Origin of the sequence: Paraclostridium bifermentans (assembly GCF_964259345.1) — a bacterium.
Taxonomy (GTDB): domain Bacteria; phylum Bacillota; class Clostridia; order Peptostreptococcales; family Peptostreptococcaceae; genus Paraclostridium; species Paraclostridium bifermentans_B.
The window spans coordinates 480,381-500,417 of the sequence record NZ_CAXVJR010000001.1 but is presented as its reverse complement, the minus strand read 5'-3'; the positions used below and the strand labels follow the sequence as shown (position 1 = coordinate 500,417).

Genomic DNA, 20,037 nt, shown 5'->3' with positions numbered 1-20,037 from the left:
CTAGTGATAAGTTAGATAATGAGGTATATATAAAAAACTCCAATACAAATAATTATGGGGATATAAGAGAAGATCTAAGTAGTGGAAACTTTAATGTGCAGAATGATGATAGTACAGTTAAACCAATAGAAGGTGTATCAGTAGTAAATAAAAATGAATCTTGGTCGAATAAAACAACAAATGGAGATTTATACATAGGACCAGAAGCAGTTCTTACTGTAAGTGGAAATGTAACAGTTACAGGCAATGTGTATGTATTAGGAGCTCTTAAAATTAATGGAGGGCTAACAATAAATGGGACACTACACGGAACTAGTATGAGCTGGGGTGGAAGTCCAACATTAAATAATGGGACAATAGTTATGAGTGGTTCAAACTCTATAGGTTCTATGAATATGTCTAATTATCCAGTACAAGATATACCAGTTAGAATAGATAACGCTCCTTTAGTAGCAACAGATGGAATTATAGATATAAAAGGTGCAACAGTTAATGTAGCAGATATGTACATAGAGGGTAAAAAAATAGATTTAGATTACAAAGGTAGATTCGATATAAAAGGTATAAGTATAGGGGCTAAGAATAAAGTAACTATAGAATTTAAAACTGTATTTGGTAATACAATCACAAAAACTTACGATGTTGATAATGATCAAACGCCTATAGTACCAACAAATAGAGTACCAGAAATAAGTGCAAGTGATATAGAAATCAAAGTGGGTGAAAAGTTCAATCCACTAAATGGAGTAAGTGCAAAAGACTACGAAGATGGAGATATAAGTGACAAGATAGAAGTAATAGAAAACACAGTAGATACAAGTAAGGCAGGAGAATATAAAGTAGTATATAAAGTAACCGATAGTAAAGGAGCAAGTGCAACAAAAGAGATAAAGGTAACGGTAGTACAAGGGTTAGTAGTAATGAACAAAGTACCAGAAATAAGTGCAAGTGATATAGAAATCAAAGTAGGAGAAAAGTTCAACCCACTAAATGGAGTAAGTGCAAAAGACTACGAAGATGGAGATATAAGTGACAAGATAGAAGTAATAGAAAATACAGTAGATACAAGTAAAGCAGGAACATATAAAGTAGTATACAAAATTGTAGATAGCAAAGGCGCTACAACTAGTAAAACTATAAATGTAATCGTTAAAGAAAAAATAGAGTTTAATGATATCTCAGGACATTGGGCGGAAAAAACAATTAACTCATTTGTAGAAAAAGGTTTTATAAATGGATATGATGATAAAACATTTAAACCAGATAATAGTATGACAAGGGCTGAATTTGTAAGAGTAGTAAATAATATCTTTGGATATGATCAAAAGGGTACAGAGCAATTTGATGATGTAAATGAAAATGATTGGTTCTATTCAGATATTTGCATAGGAATCAATATGGGATATATAAATGGGAAATCAAAAGAGATTTTTGCGCCTAATGATAATATTACTAGACAAGAAGTTGCTATGATATTAACAAATATAATGAATAATAAAGATAATAACTTAGATAAATTAAATTCATTTACAGATGGACATCAAACAGATGAATGGGCTAAACCTTCTGTGGAAGGTGCTATAGAATCAGGATATTTAAATGGATATGGAGATAAAACTATTAGAGCTAAGGGAAATATAACAAGAGCAGAAGCAATTTCTATGTTAAGTAGAGTAAAATAATAAAAAAATAAATATGAGAAGTAGGTTACCTCAACTCGTTATGTAGATTTATCTTTCGTTTAACGAGTTTGGGGTGACCTATTTTTATTTTTTGATAAATTTATTAAAACATATTTAAACTTAACATTATATAGATAACACAAGAATAATGTAAGTATTATAGAAAAAATATATTGTTACCTATATCTATATAGAAAAAAACAATAATTAGAAATGGGCTTTCAAATTGTAAAAAAAAATTTCAAATGATATACTTTTAACTGAAATGTCAAAAAATGGTAAAAAATAAGCTTGGAAATTGCAACTAAGAAAATATTTAATAATATTTTATATAGAAATTTTCACAAAGTCGAAGAAATTTGAAATAAGTATAAATAACACATTTTAATATGTTCGAAGCGAATTTTTTATATTTTTTAATATTTAAATAAATGCATAGGGGAGAATGGCAAAATGAAGGGAAAAGTATTTATAGCATTAACAACAAGTATAGTGTGTTTATGTTCAACGGGAGTTATAAGTAATGCACAGGAAGTAGAAAATAAAGTAGCTACACCTACAACTGTGGAAAATAAAGTGGATACATCTACACCTATAGAAGAAAAATCTGAAAAGATTTTTAATAATGACACATTAAGAAAAAGAGTAGTATATGCTCTAAATGATAAGGACAGTAGAATACCAGGGTCTGAGTGGGAAAAAAAGGATGCAAAAACCTATAATCCAACTATAGAGGATATGAAACTATTAAAAAGAGTATATATAAGAGGTGGATCAGATGAAACCGTAGATAATATTGAAGGTTTAAAATATGCTGAGAATCTTGAAGATTTTAATGTTAGAGCTATGAATATAAATGATTATAGTGATTTACAAAATTTTAAAAAACTTAAAAAGTTTTCAGCTATATACACTAATATTAAAGATTTAGGGCAGATAGGTAAAATAAATACAATTGAAGAATTAAGACTTTCAAATGACAATATAGAGGATATATCACAGCTAAGTAGTTTGGTAAATTTAAATAAGTTAGTTTTAAATGAAAATAATATAAGTGATATTAGTGGATTATCAAATTTAACAAACTTAAAGGACCTAGAATTAGCATCTAACAATATAGATGCATTGTATGGATTTGATGAAAACTATAAGAAAGTTTATTTATTAGAAAAACTAACTAAATTAGAAAGAATAGATTTATCAGATAATGCATTAAGAGATGATGATGGATTACAATATTTAACAAATTTAAAAATTTTACATCTAAGTCAAAATAGAGAATTGAAAGAAATTAGACATTTGAAAAATTTAAAAAACTTGGAAATGTTAGAAGCCATAGAAACTCAACTTAATGATCTTCAACCAATAGCAAATTTAACAAATCTAAGATTTTTAACAGTAAGAGGTAATGATATAAAAGATGTAACACCTCTTGAAAATTTGACAAACTTAGAATATTTACATATATACGATAATAAAGTTAAAGACATAAGACCACTTAAAAAATTAACTAAATTAAGAGAATTTAATTTTAGTAAAAACTTAGTTTCAGACTTAGAGCCATTAAAGGATATGGATAACTTAAAAGTATTATTTGGATATCAAAATAATGTAGAGAATTTAGCGCCTTTAAATAATTTAGAAAAATTACGTATTGTAAATTTAGCTCAAAATAATATAACAGATGTTAGTACTATAAAAGCTAAAATAGATGATGATTTGAATATAGCAGTTGATAGAGAGATTGTTAATAAACACATAGGTAATGAATATGTTCAAATCTCTGAAAAAGATGGAAAAGTTATAATAAAAATGAAAAATCCTATTAAAGGTGTAAATGGCGAATATTTAGAGTTGGATAATACTAAAAAATTAGATTTACTTACAGACTACAATGATGATATATTAGATTTAAAAAACAAACAAATAAATAATTATAATAATAATATTGAAAATCAAGTAAATGATGGTACTTTAGTAAAAACAATAAAAACTAATGTTGATAATGATACAATAGAGTTTAAAATAGATAAAGATAAATTTAATTATGGAAGTGAAAATAGATTAAAAGTCTACTATTTAAAACCTAATATGATAAAAGGTGAAAGATGGGAAGATGATTTTGTAGATTTTAGTGATAAGATTATAAATGGGGAACAAGTTGCAGATACTTATAAAAGTGGAAAGAGTGAAACAAAATTATATAATTTTGGAGGTACAATAAAATTATATCTAAACCATGAAAATAAAGATGTACCAACGAATAAAGAACCGGAAATAAGCTCAAATCACAAAGTAGATTTTAATGATATTAACGGACATTGGGCGGAAAAAACAATTAATTCATTTGTAGATAAAGGTTTCATAAATGGATATGAAGATAAAACATTTAAACCAGATAATAATATGACAAGAGCTGAATTTGTAAGAGTAGTAAATAATGTATTTGGATATGATCAAAAGGGTGCAGAAAAATTTGATGATGTAAATGAGAATGATTGGTTTTATTCAGATATTTGTATAGGAATTAATCAAGGATATATAAAAGGTAAGTCAAAAGAGAAATTTGCTCCTAATGACAATATTACAAGACAAGAAGTTGCTATGATATTAACAAATATAATAAATAATAAAGATAATAACGTAGATAAGTTAAATTCATTTATAGATGGAAATCAAACTGATGAATGGGCTAAATCTTCTGTAGAAGGTGCAATAGAATCAGGATACTTAAATGGATATGAAGATAAAACTATTAGAGCTAAGGGAAATATAACAAGAGCAGAAGCAATTTCTATGTTAAGTAGAGTAAAATAGGTAAAAAATAAAATAGGTTGCCTTAATTCGTTGGGCTCTCCGGGTGAAGATTTCACTCTTTGCTTAACGAGTTTTGGGTGACCTATTTTTGTTTTTTGTTGGGTTTTAAGCATTAGTACAACTTGTAGATTAATAAATATAATTATAGGGTGTGTATTCAAAATAATACAAATAAAAACGTATTTACATATTCTACAATAAAATATGTAGTACTTAAGGGGGAGCATTATTAGATGAGAGAAATAAGATGTCCATTTACAGGGAGAGTGGGAAACACTGCATCAGGACCTGGAAACACAAATAAAGATTGGTGGCCTAATCAACTAAACCTAGATGTTCTTCATCAAAACTCAAACCTTAGTAATCCAATGGGTCCTAAGTTTAACTATGCTGAAGAATTTTGTAAACTTGACTATTATGAACTAAAAAAAGATTTATACAATTTAATGACAGATTCAAAGGATTGGTGGCCAGCAGATTTTGCCCATTATGGAGGCTTATTTATTCGTATGGCTTGGCATAGTGCAGGAACTTATAGAATAAGTGATGGTAGAGGTGGAGGTGGTGATGGATCACAAAGATTTCCACCACTAAATAGTTGGCCTGATAATATTAACTTAGATAAAGCACGTAGATTAATTTGGCCAATTAAACAAAAATATGGAGATAAAATTTCATGGGCAGACCTTATGATATTAACAGGTAATTGTGCTCTTGAATCAATGGGACTTAAGACTATTGGATTTGGTGGAGGACGTGTTGATGTTTGGGAACCACAAGATACTTATTGGGGCTCACAAACTGAGTGGCTTGGAAGTAATAAAAGCTCTGTAAGTGGTAAACTTGAAAATCCGCTTGCTGCAACTCAGATGGGATTAATTTATGTAAATCCAGAAGGTCCTGATGGAAAACCTGATCCACTTGGCTCTGCAAAAGATATTAGGGTAACATTCTCAAGAATGGCTATGAATGATGAAGAAACTGTGGCACTTGTAGCTGGTGGCCATACATTTGGTAAATGTCATGGTGCAGCTTCTCCAACATATGTTGGCCCGCCACCGGAAGCTGCTAGTATAAAAGAGCAGGGACTTGGTTGGAAAAATAGCTATAAAAGTGGTAAAGGTCCTGATACCATCAGTAGTGGAATTGAAGGTGCATGGAAGCCAAATCCAACAACATGGGATATGGGTTATCTTAAAGTATTGTTAAAGTATCAGTATGAGTTAGTTAAAAGTCCAGCAGGAGCATATCAGTGGAGAGCTAAAGATGTAGATGAAGAGGATATGATTGTAGATGCATATGATCCATCAAAAAAACATCCGCCTATGATGACAACGGCTGACCTAGGTCTTATATACGACCCTATATACAATAAAATTGTAAAAGACTATTCAAATAATCCTGATAAATTCACTGAGAATTTCGCACGTGCATGGTTTAAATTAACACATCGTGATATGGGGCCTATCTCAAGATATCTTGGACCAGAGGTTCCAAAAGAGGAATTTATATGGCAAGATCCTGTACCAAAAGTTGATTATAAATTAATTAATGAAGATGATATCAAATATCTTAAAAAGAAGATTTTATCTTCTGGATTATCGATATCAGAACTTGTTTATACAGCTTGGTCATCTGCATCAACCTTTAGAGGTTCTGATAAACGTGGTGGGGCAAATGGAGCTAGAACTCGTTTAGAGCCACAAAAGAATTGGGAAGTTAATGAACCTGAGCAATTAGAAAAAGTTTTAAACGTTCTTGAAGAAATCAAGGAAGAATTTAATGATTCGCAGATTGAAAATAAGCAGGTATCTTTAGCAGATATGATTGTTCTTGGAGGAGCTTGTGGTATTGAAAAGGGAGCAAAGAATGCTGGATATAAGGTTAGAGTTCCTTTTATACCAGGACGTACAGATGCATCACAGGAACAAACTGATATACAGTCATTTTCTGTACTTGAGCCAAATGCAGATGGATTTAGGAATTATGTAAAAGCAGATTATCCAGTGAGTGAGGAAGAATTATTAATTGATCGTGCACAACTTTTAACTTTGACAGCTCCTGAGATGACAGTTTTATTAGGTGGTATGCGTGTACTTAATACAAATTATAAAAAATCTAAGTATGGTGTTTTTACAAAGAGACCAGAGGCTCTTACAAATGATTTCTTTGTAAATCTTTTAGATATGGATACAGTTTGGACACCTACTTCTCCTGATGAAAAGATATTTGAGGGACGTGACAGAGAAACTGGAAAGTTAAAGTGGGAAGGAACACGAGTGGATCTTATTTTTGGATCTAATTCTCAACTTCGTGCTATTTCAGAGGTATATGCAAGTGAAGGCTCTGGGGCTAAATTCTTAAAAGATTTTATAAATGCTTGGAATAAAGTAATGAATGCAGATCGTTATGATGTTTGTGCAAAATAGATAGTATATTATATAGCTAAAAATTATTAAAATACCTGTTAAGATAGATATAGAATTAATAAGAGAACTGCTAAGCGTATAGTCTAGCAGTTCTTTTTGTGTTATTCTAAGATATAGTTGTAATTGTAAAAAAATTACAAAAATTTATTATTTAATATATTTAAACGGGAGAAGACAAGTTATGAAGTTAAAATCATTTTTAGAATTTTCAACGTATGGATTAAAAACAATATTTTTTAAAAATACTAATCCAATATTAGCTACTATCATACTTACGGATTATTGCAATCTTACCTGTAAGCATTGTGCAGTAAACAATATAAATAAAATAATACATCCTTATGAAGATATAAAAGCAGAAATGCTAAAGCTTTATGAAGAAGGCGTTAGGATTTTATTTTTTTGTGGTGGAGAAACTCTTCTTTGGGAGGATAATGGAAGAAGTATAAAAGATTTAATTAGAGAAGCTAAAGAAATTGGTTTTGAATTAGTCAATATAGTTACAAATGGAACTATAGATTTAGATATTAAAGAAGCAGATATTATATTTTTAAGTATCGATGGAACTAAAGAAAATCATAATTTTATAAGAGGTAATACCTTTGATACTATATTCGAAAATGTAGAGAAGGCTAATGAAAGTAATATCTGTGTTTATATGGCTGTTAATAATAGAAATTATAAGGATATAAAAAAATTATGTAAATTAGTTAAAAATACTAAAAATCTAAAGAGTATTTCCTTTAATTTTCATACACCATATGAGGGAACAGAGAATTTAAGTTTAAGTAAAGAACAAAAAATTGAGGTAGTAAATACTATAAAACAACTTATGAAGGAAGGGTATCCAATATTTAATTTATACTCTGCACTAGATTATTATTTAGATAATAATTGGAGTAGACCTTGTAAGCAATGTTTAGTAGTAGAAAATAAAAAAAGATTTGTATGTGGAAGATGTGTAGAAATAGATGGATTATGTAATGAATGTGGGTATTTATTTGCTGTAGAGTTCTCTTTATTGTTTAGTGGAAATATTAAGATAATATATGAAACTTTAAAAACATATCTGAAATTTGTATAGGAGAGAGAACATGCTGACTAATATTTTAAGACCTGTGTTAAACAAGAGCTTTAAGCCATTTGAATTTGTAAAATGTAATGATAATAATAATTTAGATTATGTTAATTTAAATAATAAAGGTAATTTAGGGTTATATATACATATACCATTTTGTAAAAGTATATGTTCTTTTTGTCCGTACAATAAAGAGCTATATGATGAAAAAAAGGCTTTTGAATATAAAGAAGCTTTATTAAAAGAGATAAAACTAGCTAATGTAAGATATAAAAAACAGGATATAACATCTTTATATTTTGGAGGTGGAACGCCTGCCTTACTTATAGAATACCTTGAAGAGATTATAGATACTGTAAAAGAAAACTTTAATTTAAAAGGTAGTTTAGCTATAGAGCTACATCCAAGTAATATAAATTTAAGTTTATTGAATAAGTTAAAGAGTTTAGGGTTTAATATGATAAGTGTTGGAATTCAATCTTTTAATAAAACTTGCTTGGAAAATTTAAATAGAAGAGAAAATGATGAAGTAGAAAAGATAAAGCTAGTAAAAGAAGTTGGATTTGAAACTATAGATGTAGATTTGATATTTGGAATACCTAATCAAAGTATAGAAGATTTGAAGGAAGATGTAGCATTGGCTTTTGAAATTGGAGCAACTCAGATTTCTACATATCCATTTATTGATTTTTCTTATGCTAATAATGAAAGAAAACCTTTAAGTTCTAGTGAGAAGAAAAAGATGTTATTTGAGCTTGTGAATATGGCAAAGGAAATAGGTTTAGATAGAACTTCTGTGTGGACTTTTGCTAAGCCTAATACAGAAAAATATTCTTCTATAACTAGAGAGAATTTTATAGGGTTAGGGCCAGGGGCTGCTTCGTTGTTTGATGATAAGTTTAGGTTAAATACTTTTTCAGTTGAAGAGTATATAAATGCAGTAAATAAGAAGGAGTTTCCTTGTGCGTTGGTTTTAGATTTTACTAAGTTTTCAAGAAAGTCTTATTGGTTGTTTTGGAATGTTTATAATATGAATTTAGATAAAGAGCTTTATAAGAAGATGTTTGGTAGTGATTTAAGTAAAGATTATAGGTTTGAGTTGAGTTTGGCTAAAGCAATGAATTTATTAAAGGAAGATGAGTTTGGATATAAGGTTACTACAAAGGGTTCTTATTATTTCCATGTAGTGGAGCAAATTTATACTTTGCAATATATTGATAAGACATGGAGTATTGCGAAAAATAATCCATGGCCAGAGAAGATAACATTATATTAAAGATAATATACTATAAAATTTAAAATAGGTTGCCTTAATTCGTGGGGCTCTCCGGGGGAAGATGTAAGTTTTGCTCCATACAAGCGGTAAATCATGCTTGTAAATGTCGCTAAAACTTACATCTTCCCCCTTCGCTTAACGAGTTTTGAGTGACCTATTTTTGTTTTTGATTTATATAAATAGAGAGGGGCGTGTTTTACGAGGTAGGGGTAATTCACTGTTATTTTGTAGTAACGTGTAAAAAAATACCCAAAATTTGCCAAAAATGTAGTTATATAATATAATTAAAACAACAAAATTTTGTGGAATAGGGTTTTGATACGATTCGTCTTCACTATTGAAATCCACGACAATACAGAAATGTGTTGTCGTTTTTTGCGATTAATTAAATAAAATAAACATAATCGTAATATATATGGCAGAATATGAAGCATATAGGTGATTTTGTGAAGTTTGACTAAGTAGTGGGATTGGATGATTGCACAATTGAAAAATAAAAAATATAATAACTTGAAAAAAGTTAGATAAATTAACAGTTGTAGAATTACACAACTGGCTAAAATAATAGTTTAATAAAGGAGATTGAAAAATATATGAATCAAAAACTTAGCGAAAAAATTAAAATATTAGGATTCTTGATGACTTGCTTTATGATATTTTATCATTGTGGGGCATTGGATAATTCATATGCGCTTAATGCAACTGATGCAGCATTTAACACTTTTCTATCCAATATTTTCGATGTAATGGGTGTATTTGTAATGAGTCATTTTTTTGCAGTTACAGGTTTTCTTCTTTTTCGTAATTTAAATCTAAAAAATTATCCCACAAAAATAAAGAGGCGAGTTTTTTCGCTGTTAATTCCATACGTAACATGGCAAGTTATTATTACATTAAAACTTGTACTTCAAGGCCAATATATTTTTTCATTAAAAGATTTTTTGTATAAGACATTTTATTTAGTTATGTGGCCATCAGACGGTGCAATGTGGTATGTATATGCGGTATTTCTTTTAGCATTAGTTTCTCCTATATTTTTATTGATTTTTAAGAATAAAAATATAGGGTGGGGTTTAGTTGTAGTAATTATTATTTTTTTGAGTGCACAGAGAAATATTACAAATGAAATGTTCGTTAGAATAGTTAATCATGGATATGTTGGAAATATTCTTTTTTATTTTCCATCATATTTAGTTGGGGCTTTCTATGGAAAGTTTTATGATGAATTACATCAGGAAAACCGCTTAGTTTACATATTTTCTGTTTTATTCATAGCATTTTTACTGGAAGGAACTTTTCCAGGATTTCTATCTAATACAACAATTAAGCTTATGCCTATTATGGGGTTATTTCTATTACCGGTTATCCCTTCATTAAAGGATAAATGGGTATATAGACTTACTTTTTTAATGTATGCAATGCATCAACCTTTGATTGATGATATTAGGTGGCGTATTTATGATTTTTATGAATATATTTCAATACCAGTTTCAGTAAGTAATATTTTAACACGAGTAATAATACTTATTAGTGTTATTATCCTTTCTACTATTATTTATGTTATTTTAAATAAATTTGCACCAAAGGCATTGACAGCATTAACCGGTGGACGAGATTGATGATTCTATATATAGTGTTGTGATTGCTAACAAAAATACTAATGCTAGTCTAACTATGAATTTAAGACATGATAGCAAGTTAAGCTACTACGTAACTTGACAAGTACCCCCAGGGGCACAAACTATGTAAAAAATTGCGTATTTAAAGTCAGATACTTTTTGTATACATAATAGGAGATAACAGGTACAACTTAATAAAATATAAAAGGATATGCTGAAGTTTCAATAACAAAAGGCATATCCTTTTATATTTATATTAAATTGAAAAAATGGAATTATTAGGATATATTATAAATAAGCTAAGACGAAGGTTAGGGGATGATTATATATGAAAATTTTAATTATAGAAGACGATATAGAATTAAGAGAGGAATTAAAAATCTTATTACAAGATAACGACTATGAAGTTGAAACATTAACTTCTTTTGAAAATGCAAAGGAAGAGGTTTTAAAAATAGATCCAGACTTAGTACTTTTAGATATAAAACTACCTTGTATAAGTGGACAACAATTACTAAAACAAGTACGAAAGGAATCTGATGTTCCAGTAATAATGGTAACTAGTAAAAATACAGAGGTAGATGAAATTTTGAGTATGACACATGGAGCAGATGATTATATAACAAAACCTTACAATGCTGTTTTATTATTACTTAGAATAGAAGCTTTATTCAAACGAATTAATAAAAACTCTAATAATAATTTAAAATACAGACATATAAAAGTAAATCTATTAAAAAGTACCTTGGAAGCAGATGAAGAGGAGTTATTATTATCAAAAAATGAGATGAGTATTTTTTATTTCTTGCTTTCAAATATAGGAAAAATTGTAACTAGGGAAGAAATTATGGACTATTTATGGGGAACTAATAAATTTATAGATGATAATACCCTTACTGTAAATATAAATAGACTTAGAAAAAATTAGAAAGTATAGGTCTTAAAGGTGTAGTTGAAACGAGAAGAGAACAAGGATATATATTAATATGAGATTAGCAGATTATATTAAAGATAAAATAATTTATTTAGTTCTATATGTTTTCTTGATTATATCAGTCTTATTTTTTCTATTTATGTATAGGGTTCCTACGACTTTAATAATTTCTATAATTACAGTAATGGCAATATTTATAGTTACAGTGATTTTAGTTGATTATTACAGGAAGAAAAGTTTTTTTCAAAATTTCAACGATACTTTAGATAGTTTAGATGAAAAATACTTAATTACAGAAATGGTAGATTCCCCAAGTTTTATAGAGGGGAAAATTTTCTATGAAAGTCTTTATGAGATAGATAAATCAATGCATGAGGAAATTGATGTTTATAAAAAGAGTGTAAATGATTTTAAAGAGTATATAGAAATGTGGATTCATGAAGTAAAGTTACCCATTGCTAGTACTACTTTGATTTTACATAATAATAAAGAAGATGCACCTAAGAAAATAAAAGATCAAATAAATCGTATAGAGAATTATGTGGAAGAAGTTTTATATTTTGTTCGAAGTGATAATGCAGAAAAAGATTATATAATTAAACATTGTAATCTTGAGGATATAATCAATCCTGTTATAAGAAGGAATAAGGATAGTTTACTTTTGAAAAAGATTTTTCTAGAAATTGAAGATTTAAACCATGTGGTTTTAACAGATAGTAAATGGATGGGGTTTATAATTAATCAAATAATAAGTAATAGTATTAAATACTCTAAAGAAAATCCTAAGATAAAAATAGAAGCTAAAGCTATTGACGATGAAGTAGTTTTAGAAATAGAGGATAATGGAATAGGTATAAATGAAAAAGATATTAATAAAGTATTTAATAAATCTTTTACTGGAGAAAATGGAAGAAAAATTAGTAGTTCAACAGGAATGGGGTTATATTTAGTTAAGAAATTATGTGATAAATTGGGGCATAAAGTTAAGGTAGAATCTCAAGTTGGAGAGTTTACTAAGATATCAATTTGCTTTTCAAATAACGAATATTACAGTTGTGTAAGGTAATGTAATATACTTCGATGTTACTTAAATTTCACTTTCTATATAATTGAAAATATAGGAAACACCCAAGCAAATTTTATAGAAGATGGAAGGAGATAGAGATGTCTAGTTTATTAAAAATTGATAATATAAGTAAATATTATGGGAGTAAATCAAACATTACGAAGGCAATTGATAATATATCATTAGAAATTGAAAAGGGAGAATTTGTAGCTATTATGGGAGCTAGTGGCTCTGGAAAAACTACACTTTTAAATGCAATTTCCACTATAGACAGGGTAACAAGTGGTCATATTTTTATAGGAGCAAAAGATATTACAAAGTTAAAAGGTAATCAACTTAATAAATTTCGTAGAGAGGAATTAGGCTTTATATTTCAGGATTTTAACTTATTAGATACTTTAACTGCTTACGAAAATATAGCACTAACTTTACAGATACAAAATATAAAACCAAGTGAAATAAAATCACGTATAGAAAAAGTGGCAGGTAAGCTTGGAATTTTAGATATTTTAAGTAAATATCCTTATCAAATGTCAGGGGGACAAAAGCAAAGGATAGCTTGTGCGAGAGCTGTAATAACTAATCCAAAATTAATTTTAGCAGATGAACCAACAGGATCTCTTGATTCAAATAGTGCAAGAAGATTGCTTGAAATTTTTCAAACCTTAAATCAAGAATTATATTCAACTATACTTATGGTAACTCACGATGCCTTTACTGCTAGTTATGCATCTCGTGTAGTTTTTATCAAGGATGGAAAAATATTTAATGAGTTTAATAAAGGAAATGATAGTAGAAAAGTATTCTTTGAGAGAATCTTAGATGTAATTTCATTGCTAGGAGGGGATAATAGCGATGTTATTTAAATTATCTCTTAAAAATATAAAGAAAAGTTTTAAAGATTATGCAATTTACTTTTTTACACTTATCTTAGGTATAGCTATATTTTATGTGTTTAATTCATTAGAAAAACAAACGGTAATGTTGAATTTATCAAAGTCATCAAGTAGCTCAATAAGTATTATAACTACAGTTTTATCAGCAATTAGTGTGTTTGTTTCTTTTGTACTTGGATTTTTAATAATTTATGCAAATAGATTTTTGATGAAGAGAAGGAAAAGAGAGTTTGGAATATATATGACTCTTGGAATGGGAAAGGGGAGTATATCTCAAATAATCTTCTTTGAAACTGTTTTAATAGGTATTATTTCGTTAGTAATAGGACTAATTTTGGGAATAGGTCTATCACAAGTAATGTCAATATTTGTGGCAAGTTTATTTGAGGCAGATATGGATAAGTTTAGATTTGCAATTTCTAATGTAGCAATATTTAAAACCATACTTTACTTCTTTATAATTTATATATTTGTAATGATATTTAATATTATACAAGTGAGTAGATGTAAGTTAATTGAACTGATACAAAGTAAAAGTAAGTCAGAAGATATAAAAATGAAAAATCCATATGTATGTATGGGAGTATTTATTTTTGCAGTTATATTACTTTCATATGCTTATTATAATGTAACATTTAATGCTAATAGTATGGAAAAAGCTACAGATGTATATTTACAAATAATATATGGAGTAGTAGGAACTTTTTTAGTATTTTGGTCATTATCAGGGTTTATTATGAAATTAGTAATGTACATAGATAAGGTTTATTATAAGAATCTAAATAGTTTTACTTTAAGACAACTTAGCAGTAAGATAAATACTACAGTAGTATCTATGTCAGTAATTTGTTTGATGCTCTTTATAACTATTTGTGTTTTTTCTAGTTCAGTTTCTATGAATGCAACACTTAAATCAAATATGAAGAAATTAGCAACAGCTGATATTTCAATTTCTAAGAGTATGAATTTAGGAAAAACAAATGAGGATGGATATACCTATACTAAAGCACAGATAGATACTTCTAAATTAAGTGTAGAAGAAGTTTTAGAAAATAGAGGATTTGATACAAATTCAAATTTAACTGATGTAGTTGTAATTAATAAATACCAAACAAAAGAAGTTACTTTAAAAGATTTACTTGGTAATTATTATGAAATGCTAAAGGCTGAAAATCCTGACCAAGTTGAATCTGATGAAGTTTTTTATAATATAAAATCCGATTTAGTTAGAATAAGTGATTATAACAAAATAGCAAAGCTATATGGAAAAGAAACTTATAATTTGAAAAATGATGAATATATGGTTATTTGTGATTATAAAAATATGATTAAAATTTACAATGAAGGTTTAAAGTCACGCTCAGAGATAACCATAGGAGATAAATCATATAAGCCTAAATATGAAGAAATAAAGGGTGGCTATATTACTATGTCATCTGAATCAAGTAATACAGGAATTATATTAGTTCCAGATGATGCAGTAGAGGAAAGTATGATTACAGACCAAATTTTAGCTGGGAATTACAAAGCTAATAATAAACAAGAAAAAGATAAAATAGAAGATAAGATAAATGAAATAAGAGAAGATGTTTATGAAAAAAATTTAGTTATAGGTATAGGTAGTAAAATAGACATTTACAATGACAACATTGGAACAAGTGCAATGGCAGTATTCATAGGGCTTTATATAGGTTTAGTATTTTTAATTTCTAGTGGTGCAATACTTGCTTTAAAAGAATTATCAGAAAGTGCTGATAGTAAGGATAGATATAAAACCTTAAGAAAAATAGGTGTAGATGAAAGTATGATTAATAAATCTTTGTTTATACAAATTGGAATATTCTTTGGATTTCCATTACTTTTAGCAATAATTCACTCTATATTTGGAATTCAAGTTGCAAATATGATGCTTGAAAGTTTTGGTAGAGATGGACTTATGAAATCTATCATTATGACTTCAATATTCGTAGTAGTTATATATGGTGGGTATTTTATAGTGACTTATCTTTGTAGTAAAAATATTATAAAAGAAGATTAGAAATAGCTAAATTCTATTTCATCAAACAAGTTTTAATATTACTTTAAATTCATACATTGATAGTATTGAAGGATTAAAAATTAATTGAAAAATAAATAAAATATTTTGAAAAATAAAAAAATTAGTATATAATAATAAAAAAGTGAAATATCGGCAAATTTAGAGAAATCTAAAGACGCAAAGCTAAAGGAGCTAAGGTTAATAAACTATGCTAGCCAGTTACCGAAGAATATATATTCTTTGTAATTATATACTATTTTTTATTTTTTATGAGAGTTTTAAAGAGAAAAATAGTATATTTTAATGTATTGAAAATGGCAACTATCCTTTATAAAGGATAGTTTTTTACGTTAAAGTATAATTTGTAGTTTAGCCTTTATTCCAACTTTTAAAATAAGATTAGGGGACAGACAATGAAGAAAAAAATCTCAACAGTGTTATTAGCATCAGTCATAGCTACAAACATTTCACCAGCAATAAATGTATTTGCTGAAGAAGTAGTAAAAGAAAATGCAGTACAAATAGAACAAAAGGTATTTAGTGAAGCAAAAATAACTAACTTTAATTTAAATAATTACAATAACTACGAAGGCTACAACAATGAATATAAAATATCTAGAGATGAAATCATAGAAATTTCTAACAATGGAGGAAGATACTTCTCTAGTGTAATAGAAAATGCAATAGACGGAAATACTTCTACTCACTGGGAAACAGGAAAACCAAATGATAGTGACTTTAAAAATGAAGTTGTATTTGAATTTGACGATGTAAAAACTATAAATAGAATAGCATATGCTACAAGACAAGATGGAGCAAAAGGTAAGGGATTCCCAAATGAGTTTGAAATATACTCTTCTGTAAGTGGAAAAGATGAAGACTATACCTTAGTTTCTACAGGTGCTTATGGTACTACTGGAAACATGATGGAATTTAAGTTTGATACTATAGATACTAAAAAACTTAAGTTTGTATTCAAAGAAGCGAATCAAGGTTGGGCAAGTGCTAGTGAATTTATGTTTTACACTAAAGATGAAGTACTTGATGAAGTACTAGACTTGTTTACAGATAAAACTTTAGAAAACTTAAAGCCAGAGTATAAATCTATTGAAGTTATAAATACTTTACAAGAAAAGTTAAATAATCATCCTTTAAAAGAAGACTTACAAAAATATATTGATATAGCTAAAGATATATTAAACAACAACATTAAAACTGTAAAAACAGTAATAGCAGAACAACATGGAAATATGAATCAACATGCACAAAATAACTTAAAATTTGGATTTGGGAATAACCTTCAACCAACAGGAGTGTTAGCAAAACCAGGAGATAAATTAGAAGTATATGTAGATGTAGAAGAAGGTAAACCACTGCCTAAATTATTCTTCTCTCAACAAGAAGGAAGTTGGTCTAATTGGGGAGCTACTATAAACTTAATTCCAGGTAAAAATATTATAACAGTACCAAAGATATCGCAAGAAGATAATTATAAACATGCAGTAACTCCAGGCGGACCAGTGTATATAGTCAATCCATATACAAGTGAAGAACAAGGTAGAGCACCTAAAATAAGATTTGCTAGCGGAGTGGAAGTATTCCCTTACTTTGATGAAAATACTAATGAAGAAGAATTTTTAAATTTCTTAAAAGAATATAAAAAGAAAATAGATGAAGATATTATAAATAATCCAAATGTAATGGATAGAAAAGTAATAGATACTTTTGAATTTAAATCAGACCGTATATTCTTTACAGGAACTGCTAGTGGTGCTTATGAAGCTTATGTTGAAAAAGGAATAAAACCTATTGATACAGTAAATTCTTGGAATAGACATATGGATACACTATTTAAATATTACGGATTAGATGGTAATAATTTAAATGATGATCCTAAGTTTATAAGAGATAATATAAGATTAGCACAACCTTGGGGATATATGTATGCAGCAAGTAACCATGTAGGTGTTCAAAGAGATGTAATGACTCAATTATTAATACCATTTGAAGATAGAAATAGTTCTAACTGGGGTATTGACCATGAAATAGGTCATAGAATGGATATGAAAAAGAGACTATACGGAGAGTCTACAAATAATATGTTACCTATATTCATGGACTTTAATAGTGGAGTTAAACCAGGAAATAGTATACCATATGATAAAGTATACAAAAATGTAATGAGTGAAAACTCTAATGTTTTTGTAGAGGGTAATTATTTTGAAAGAATAGCTCCGTTTTGGCAATTAGAGTTATATAAACCAGGATATTGGGCAGAGTTTAATAGTTTATATAGAGAAAGAGATAAGGACATCATAATAGAAGGTGGAGATAAACAAGAAGAAAGTAAAACAAAATATATCGTAGAGTTTTCATCAGAAATATTAAATATGGATTTAAGTGAATACTTTAAAAGACATGGATTCCCTGTTACAGATGAAGTAAAAAAAGAAATGGCAAGTAAATATAAGAAGCCTGACAAAAAACTTTGGTATATAAATGATTCACTATGGGGATACAAAGGTAATGGATTTATAGAAGGAACTACTCCAAATTTAAGTTTATCTAAATCAAATGATAAGATAAAATTAGATTTTAATGTTTCAAAAGAAAATCAAGATGATTTACTAGGATATGAAATATTAAAAAATGGTGGAGTTATAGGATTTACATCTAAAGATAGTTTTATAGATGAACAAACTAATCTTGAAAATAATGATGTTTATGCTGTAATAGCATATGATAGAAATTTAAATAAAAGTAATACAGTAAATTTAAATTCACATTCTCCTATAATAAACTTAACTCAAGAAAAAGTAACTTTAAAACTAAAAGAAGATTTTAATCCTATGGATTTTGTAAAAGCTGTAACTTATGATGGTAAAAATATAACTTCTACTATTGAGGTAGATAGTAATGTTGATATAAATAAAAAAGGAAATTACACTGTTAAATATACTGCAAAAAGTAATAATATAACTAAAGAAGTATTAATGAATGTAGAAGTAGTAAGTGATTATGATTACTTATCTGATAAAGAATGGACATCGGTAAAAACAGGCTGGGGAACTCCAAGCAGAAACCAAAACCTAAAGGGAAGATTAAATGGTGAAATAAAGAACTTTGAAAAAGGATTTAAAATACATGCAAATGGTGAAATAGTTTATGAATTAGGTGATCATAAATATGAAAACTTTGAAGCTTTAGTTGGAGTGGATATGACAGTAGTAGAACAAGATAGGTCATCGATAACATTTAAAGTAACTGGTGATGGTAAGAATTTAGCTAATACTAGTGTTTTAAAGTATAAAGATAATATGGTTTATTTAAATGTTCCAATAAAAGATGTTAACGAATTAAAAATAGAAGTATACGATGGTGGTAATGGAAACTCATATGACCATGGTGTAGTAATAAATCCTAAATTAACTGAAGATAATATACCCCCAACTGTAGAAGTTCCAAAAAATCCAGATATAGATCCAGATACAGAAAAAGATAATATTAAACTTTCTGATGTAAACGGACATTGGGCAGAAGACTATATAAAAGATTTTGTAAATAAAGGACATATAAAAGGATATGGAGATAACACATTTAAGCCAAATAATAATATTACTAGAGCAGAATTTATAAGAATAGTAAATATGGCATTTGGATTTACTCAAAAAGGAAGTGAAAACTTTTCAGATGTAAATCAAGGTGATTGGTATTATGATGAAGTTTTAAAGGCAGTTAAACAAGGGTATATACAGGGCTATGTAGATAAAACATTTAGACCTAATGATAAAATAACTAGAGAAGAAGCTTGTAAAATTATAGGAACTATATTAAAAGTTAGTGGAGATGGAAAAACTAAATTTAAAGATGAAAAAGAAATATCTGACTGGTCTATAAAATATGTAGATGGATTAGTAGATATGGGAATTATAAATGGTTATGAAGATGATACTTTCAAAGCAAAAAACAATGCAACAAGAGCGGAAAGTGTTAAAATTTTATATGTAGCTAAAAGCAAGGGTATTTAAATAAAACCTGCGATTAATATCTAAAATATTAATCGCAGGTTTATTTTTATTTAGTTTTTCGCTTTGGAATTAGACAGAACTAACTTTAAGTGAAATCTAAGGAAGAAATAGAATTTTATTGAAGGAAGGTGAGTTTGGATATTTGGATTGGTTAAATAAGCGTATATACTTAAA

General features: G+C 28.0%; 11 protein-coding genes and 1 riboswitch. All 11 genes read left to right on the top strand.

Going from position 1 to position 20,037, the window contains the following annotated elements:
* Positions 1-1,682: S-layer homology domain-containing protein (locus ACEXNK_RS02550; RefSeq protein WP_373599792.1), on the top strand; the 1,682-nt coding region annotated here is incomplete at its 5' end.
* Between the two features lie 453 nt (positions 1,683-2,135).
* Positions 2,136-4,499: an S-layer homology domain-containing protein gene (locus tag ACEXNK_RS02545; protein ID WP_373599793.1), complete on the top strand. Its 2,364-nt coding sequence runs from the start codon at positions 2,136-2,138 to the stop codon at positions 4,497-4,499.
* A 233-nt stretch (positions 4,500-4,732) separates the two neighbouring features.
* Positions 4,733-6,928, top strand: a complete 2,196-nt coding sequence (gene katG / locus ACEXNK_RS02540; RefSeq protein WP_373599794.1) for a catalase/peroxidase HPI — start codon at positions 4,733-4,735, stop codon at positions 6,926-6,928.
* A gap of 181 nt (positions 6,929-7,109) precedes the next feature.
* Positions 7,110-8,012, top strand: a complete 903-nt coding sequence (locus ACEXNK_RS02535; RefSeq protein ID WP_373599795.1) for a radical SAM protein — start codon at positions 7,110-7,112, stop codon at positions 8,010-8,012.
* A 10-nt stretch (positions 8,013-8,022) separates the two neighbouring features.
* Positions 8,023-9,282 carry a coproporphyrinogen-III oxidase family protein gene (locus tag ACEXNK_RS02530; RefSeq protein WP_373599796.1) on the top strand — a complete coding sequence of 420 codons (1,260 nt, stop codon included), beginning with the start codon at positions 8,023-8,025 and terminating at the stop codon, positions 9,280-9,282.
* Between the two features lie 593 nt (positions 9,283-9,875).
* Complete coding sequence (locus ACEXNK_RS02525) at positions 9,876-10,901, top strand: acyltransferase family protein (protein WP_373599797.1); 1,026 nt, start codon at positions 9,876-9,878, stop codon at positions 10,899-10,901.
* A 328-nt stretch (positions 10,902-11,229) separates the two neighbouring features.
* Positions 11,230-11,829 carry a response regulator transcription factor gene (locus tag ACEXNK_RS02520; RefSeq protein WP_373599798.1) on the top strand — a complete coding sequence of 200 codons (600 nt, stop codon included), beginning with the start codon at positions 11,230-11,232 and terminating at the stop codon, positions 11,827-11,829.
* 58 nt (positions 11,830-11,887) lie between these two features.
* Entirely contained in the window at positions 11,888-12,901 is a 1,014-nt protein-coding gene (locus ACEXNK_RS02515) for a sensor histidine kinase (protein WP_373601540.1), read from the top strand.
* A gap of 98 nt (positions 12,902-12,999) precedes the next feature.
* Entirely contained in the window at positions 13,000-13,767 is a 768-nt protein-coding gene (locus tag ACEXNK_RS02510) for an ABC transporter ATP-binding protein (RefSeq protein WP_373599800.1), read from the top strand.
* Positions 13,757-15,835 (top strand): ABC transporter permease, encoded by a 2,079-nt coding sequence (locus ACEXNK_RS02505; protein ID WP_373599801.1) that lies wholly within the window; start codon positions 13,757-13,759, stop codon positions 15,833-15,835. Before ACEXNK_RS02510 ends, ACEXNK_RS02505 begins: the two co-directional genes overlap by 11 nt.
* 142 nt (positions 15,836-15,977) lie before the next feature.
* Positions 15,978-16,062, top strand: a riboswitch (cyclic di-GMP riboswitch).
* A 186-nt stretch (positions 16,063-16,248) separates the two neighbouring features.
* Entirely contained in the window at positions 16,249-19,863 is a 3,615-nt protein-coding gene (locus ACEXNK_RS02500) for an S-layer homology domain-containing protein (protein ID WP_373599802.1), read from the top strand.
* Positions 19,864-20,037 lie beyond the last annotated feature (174 nt).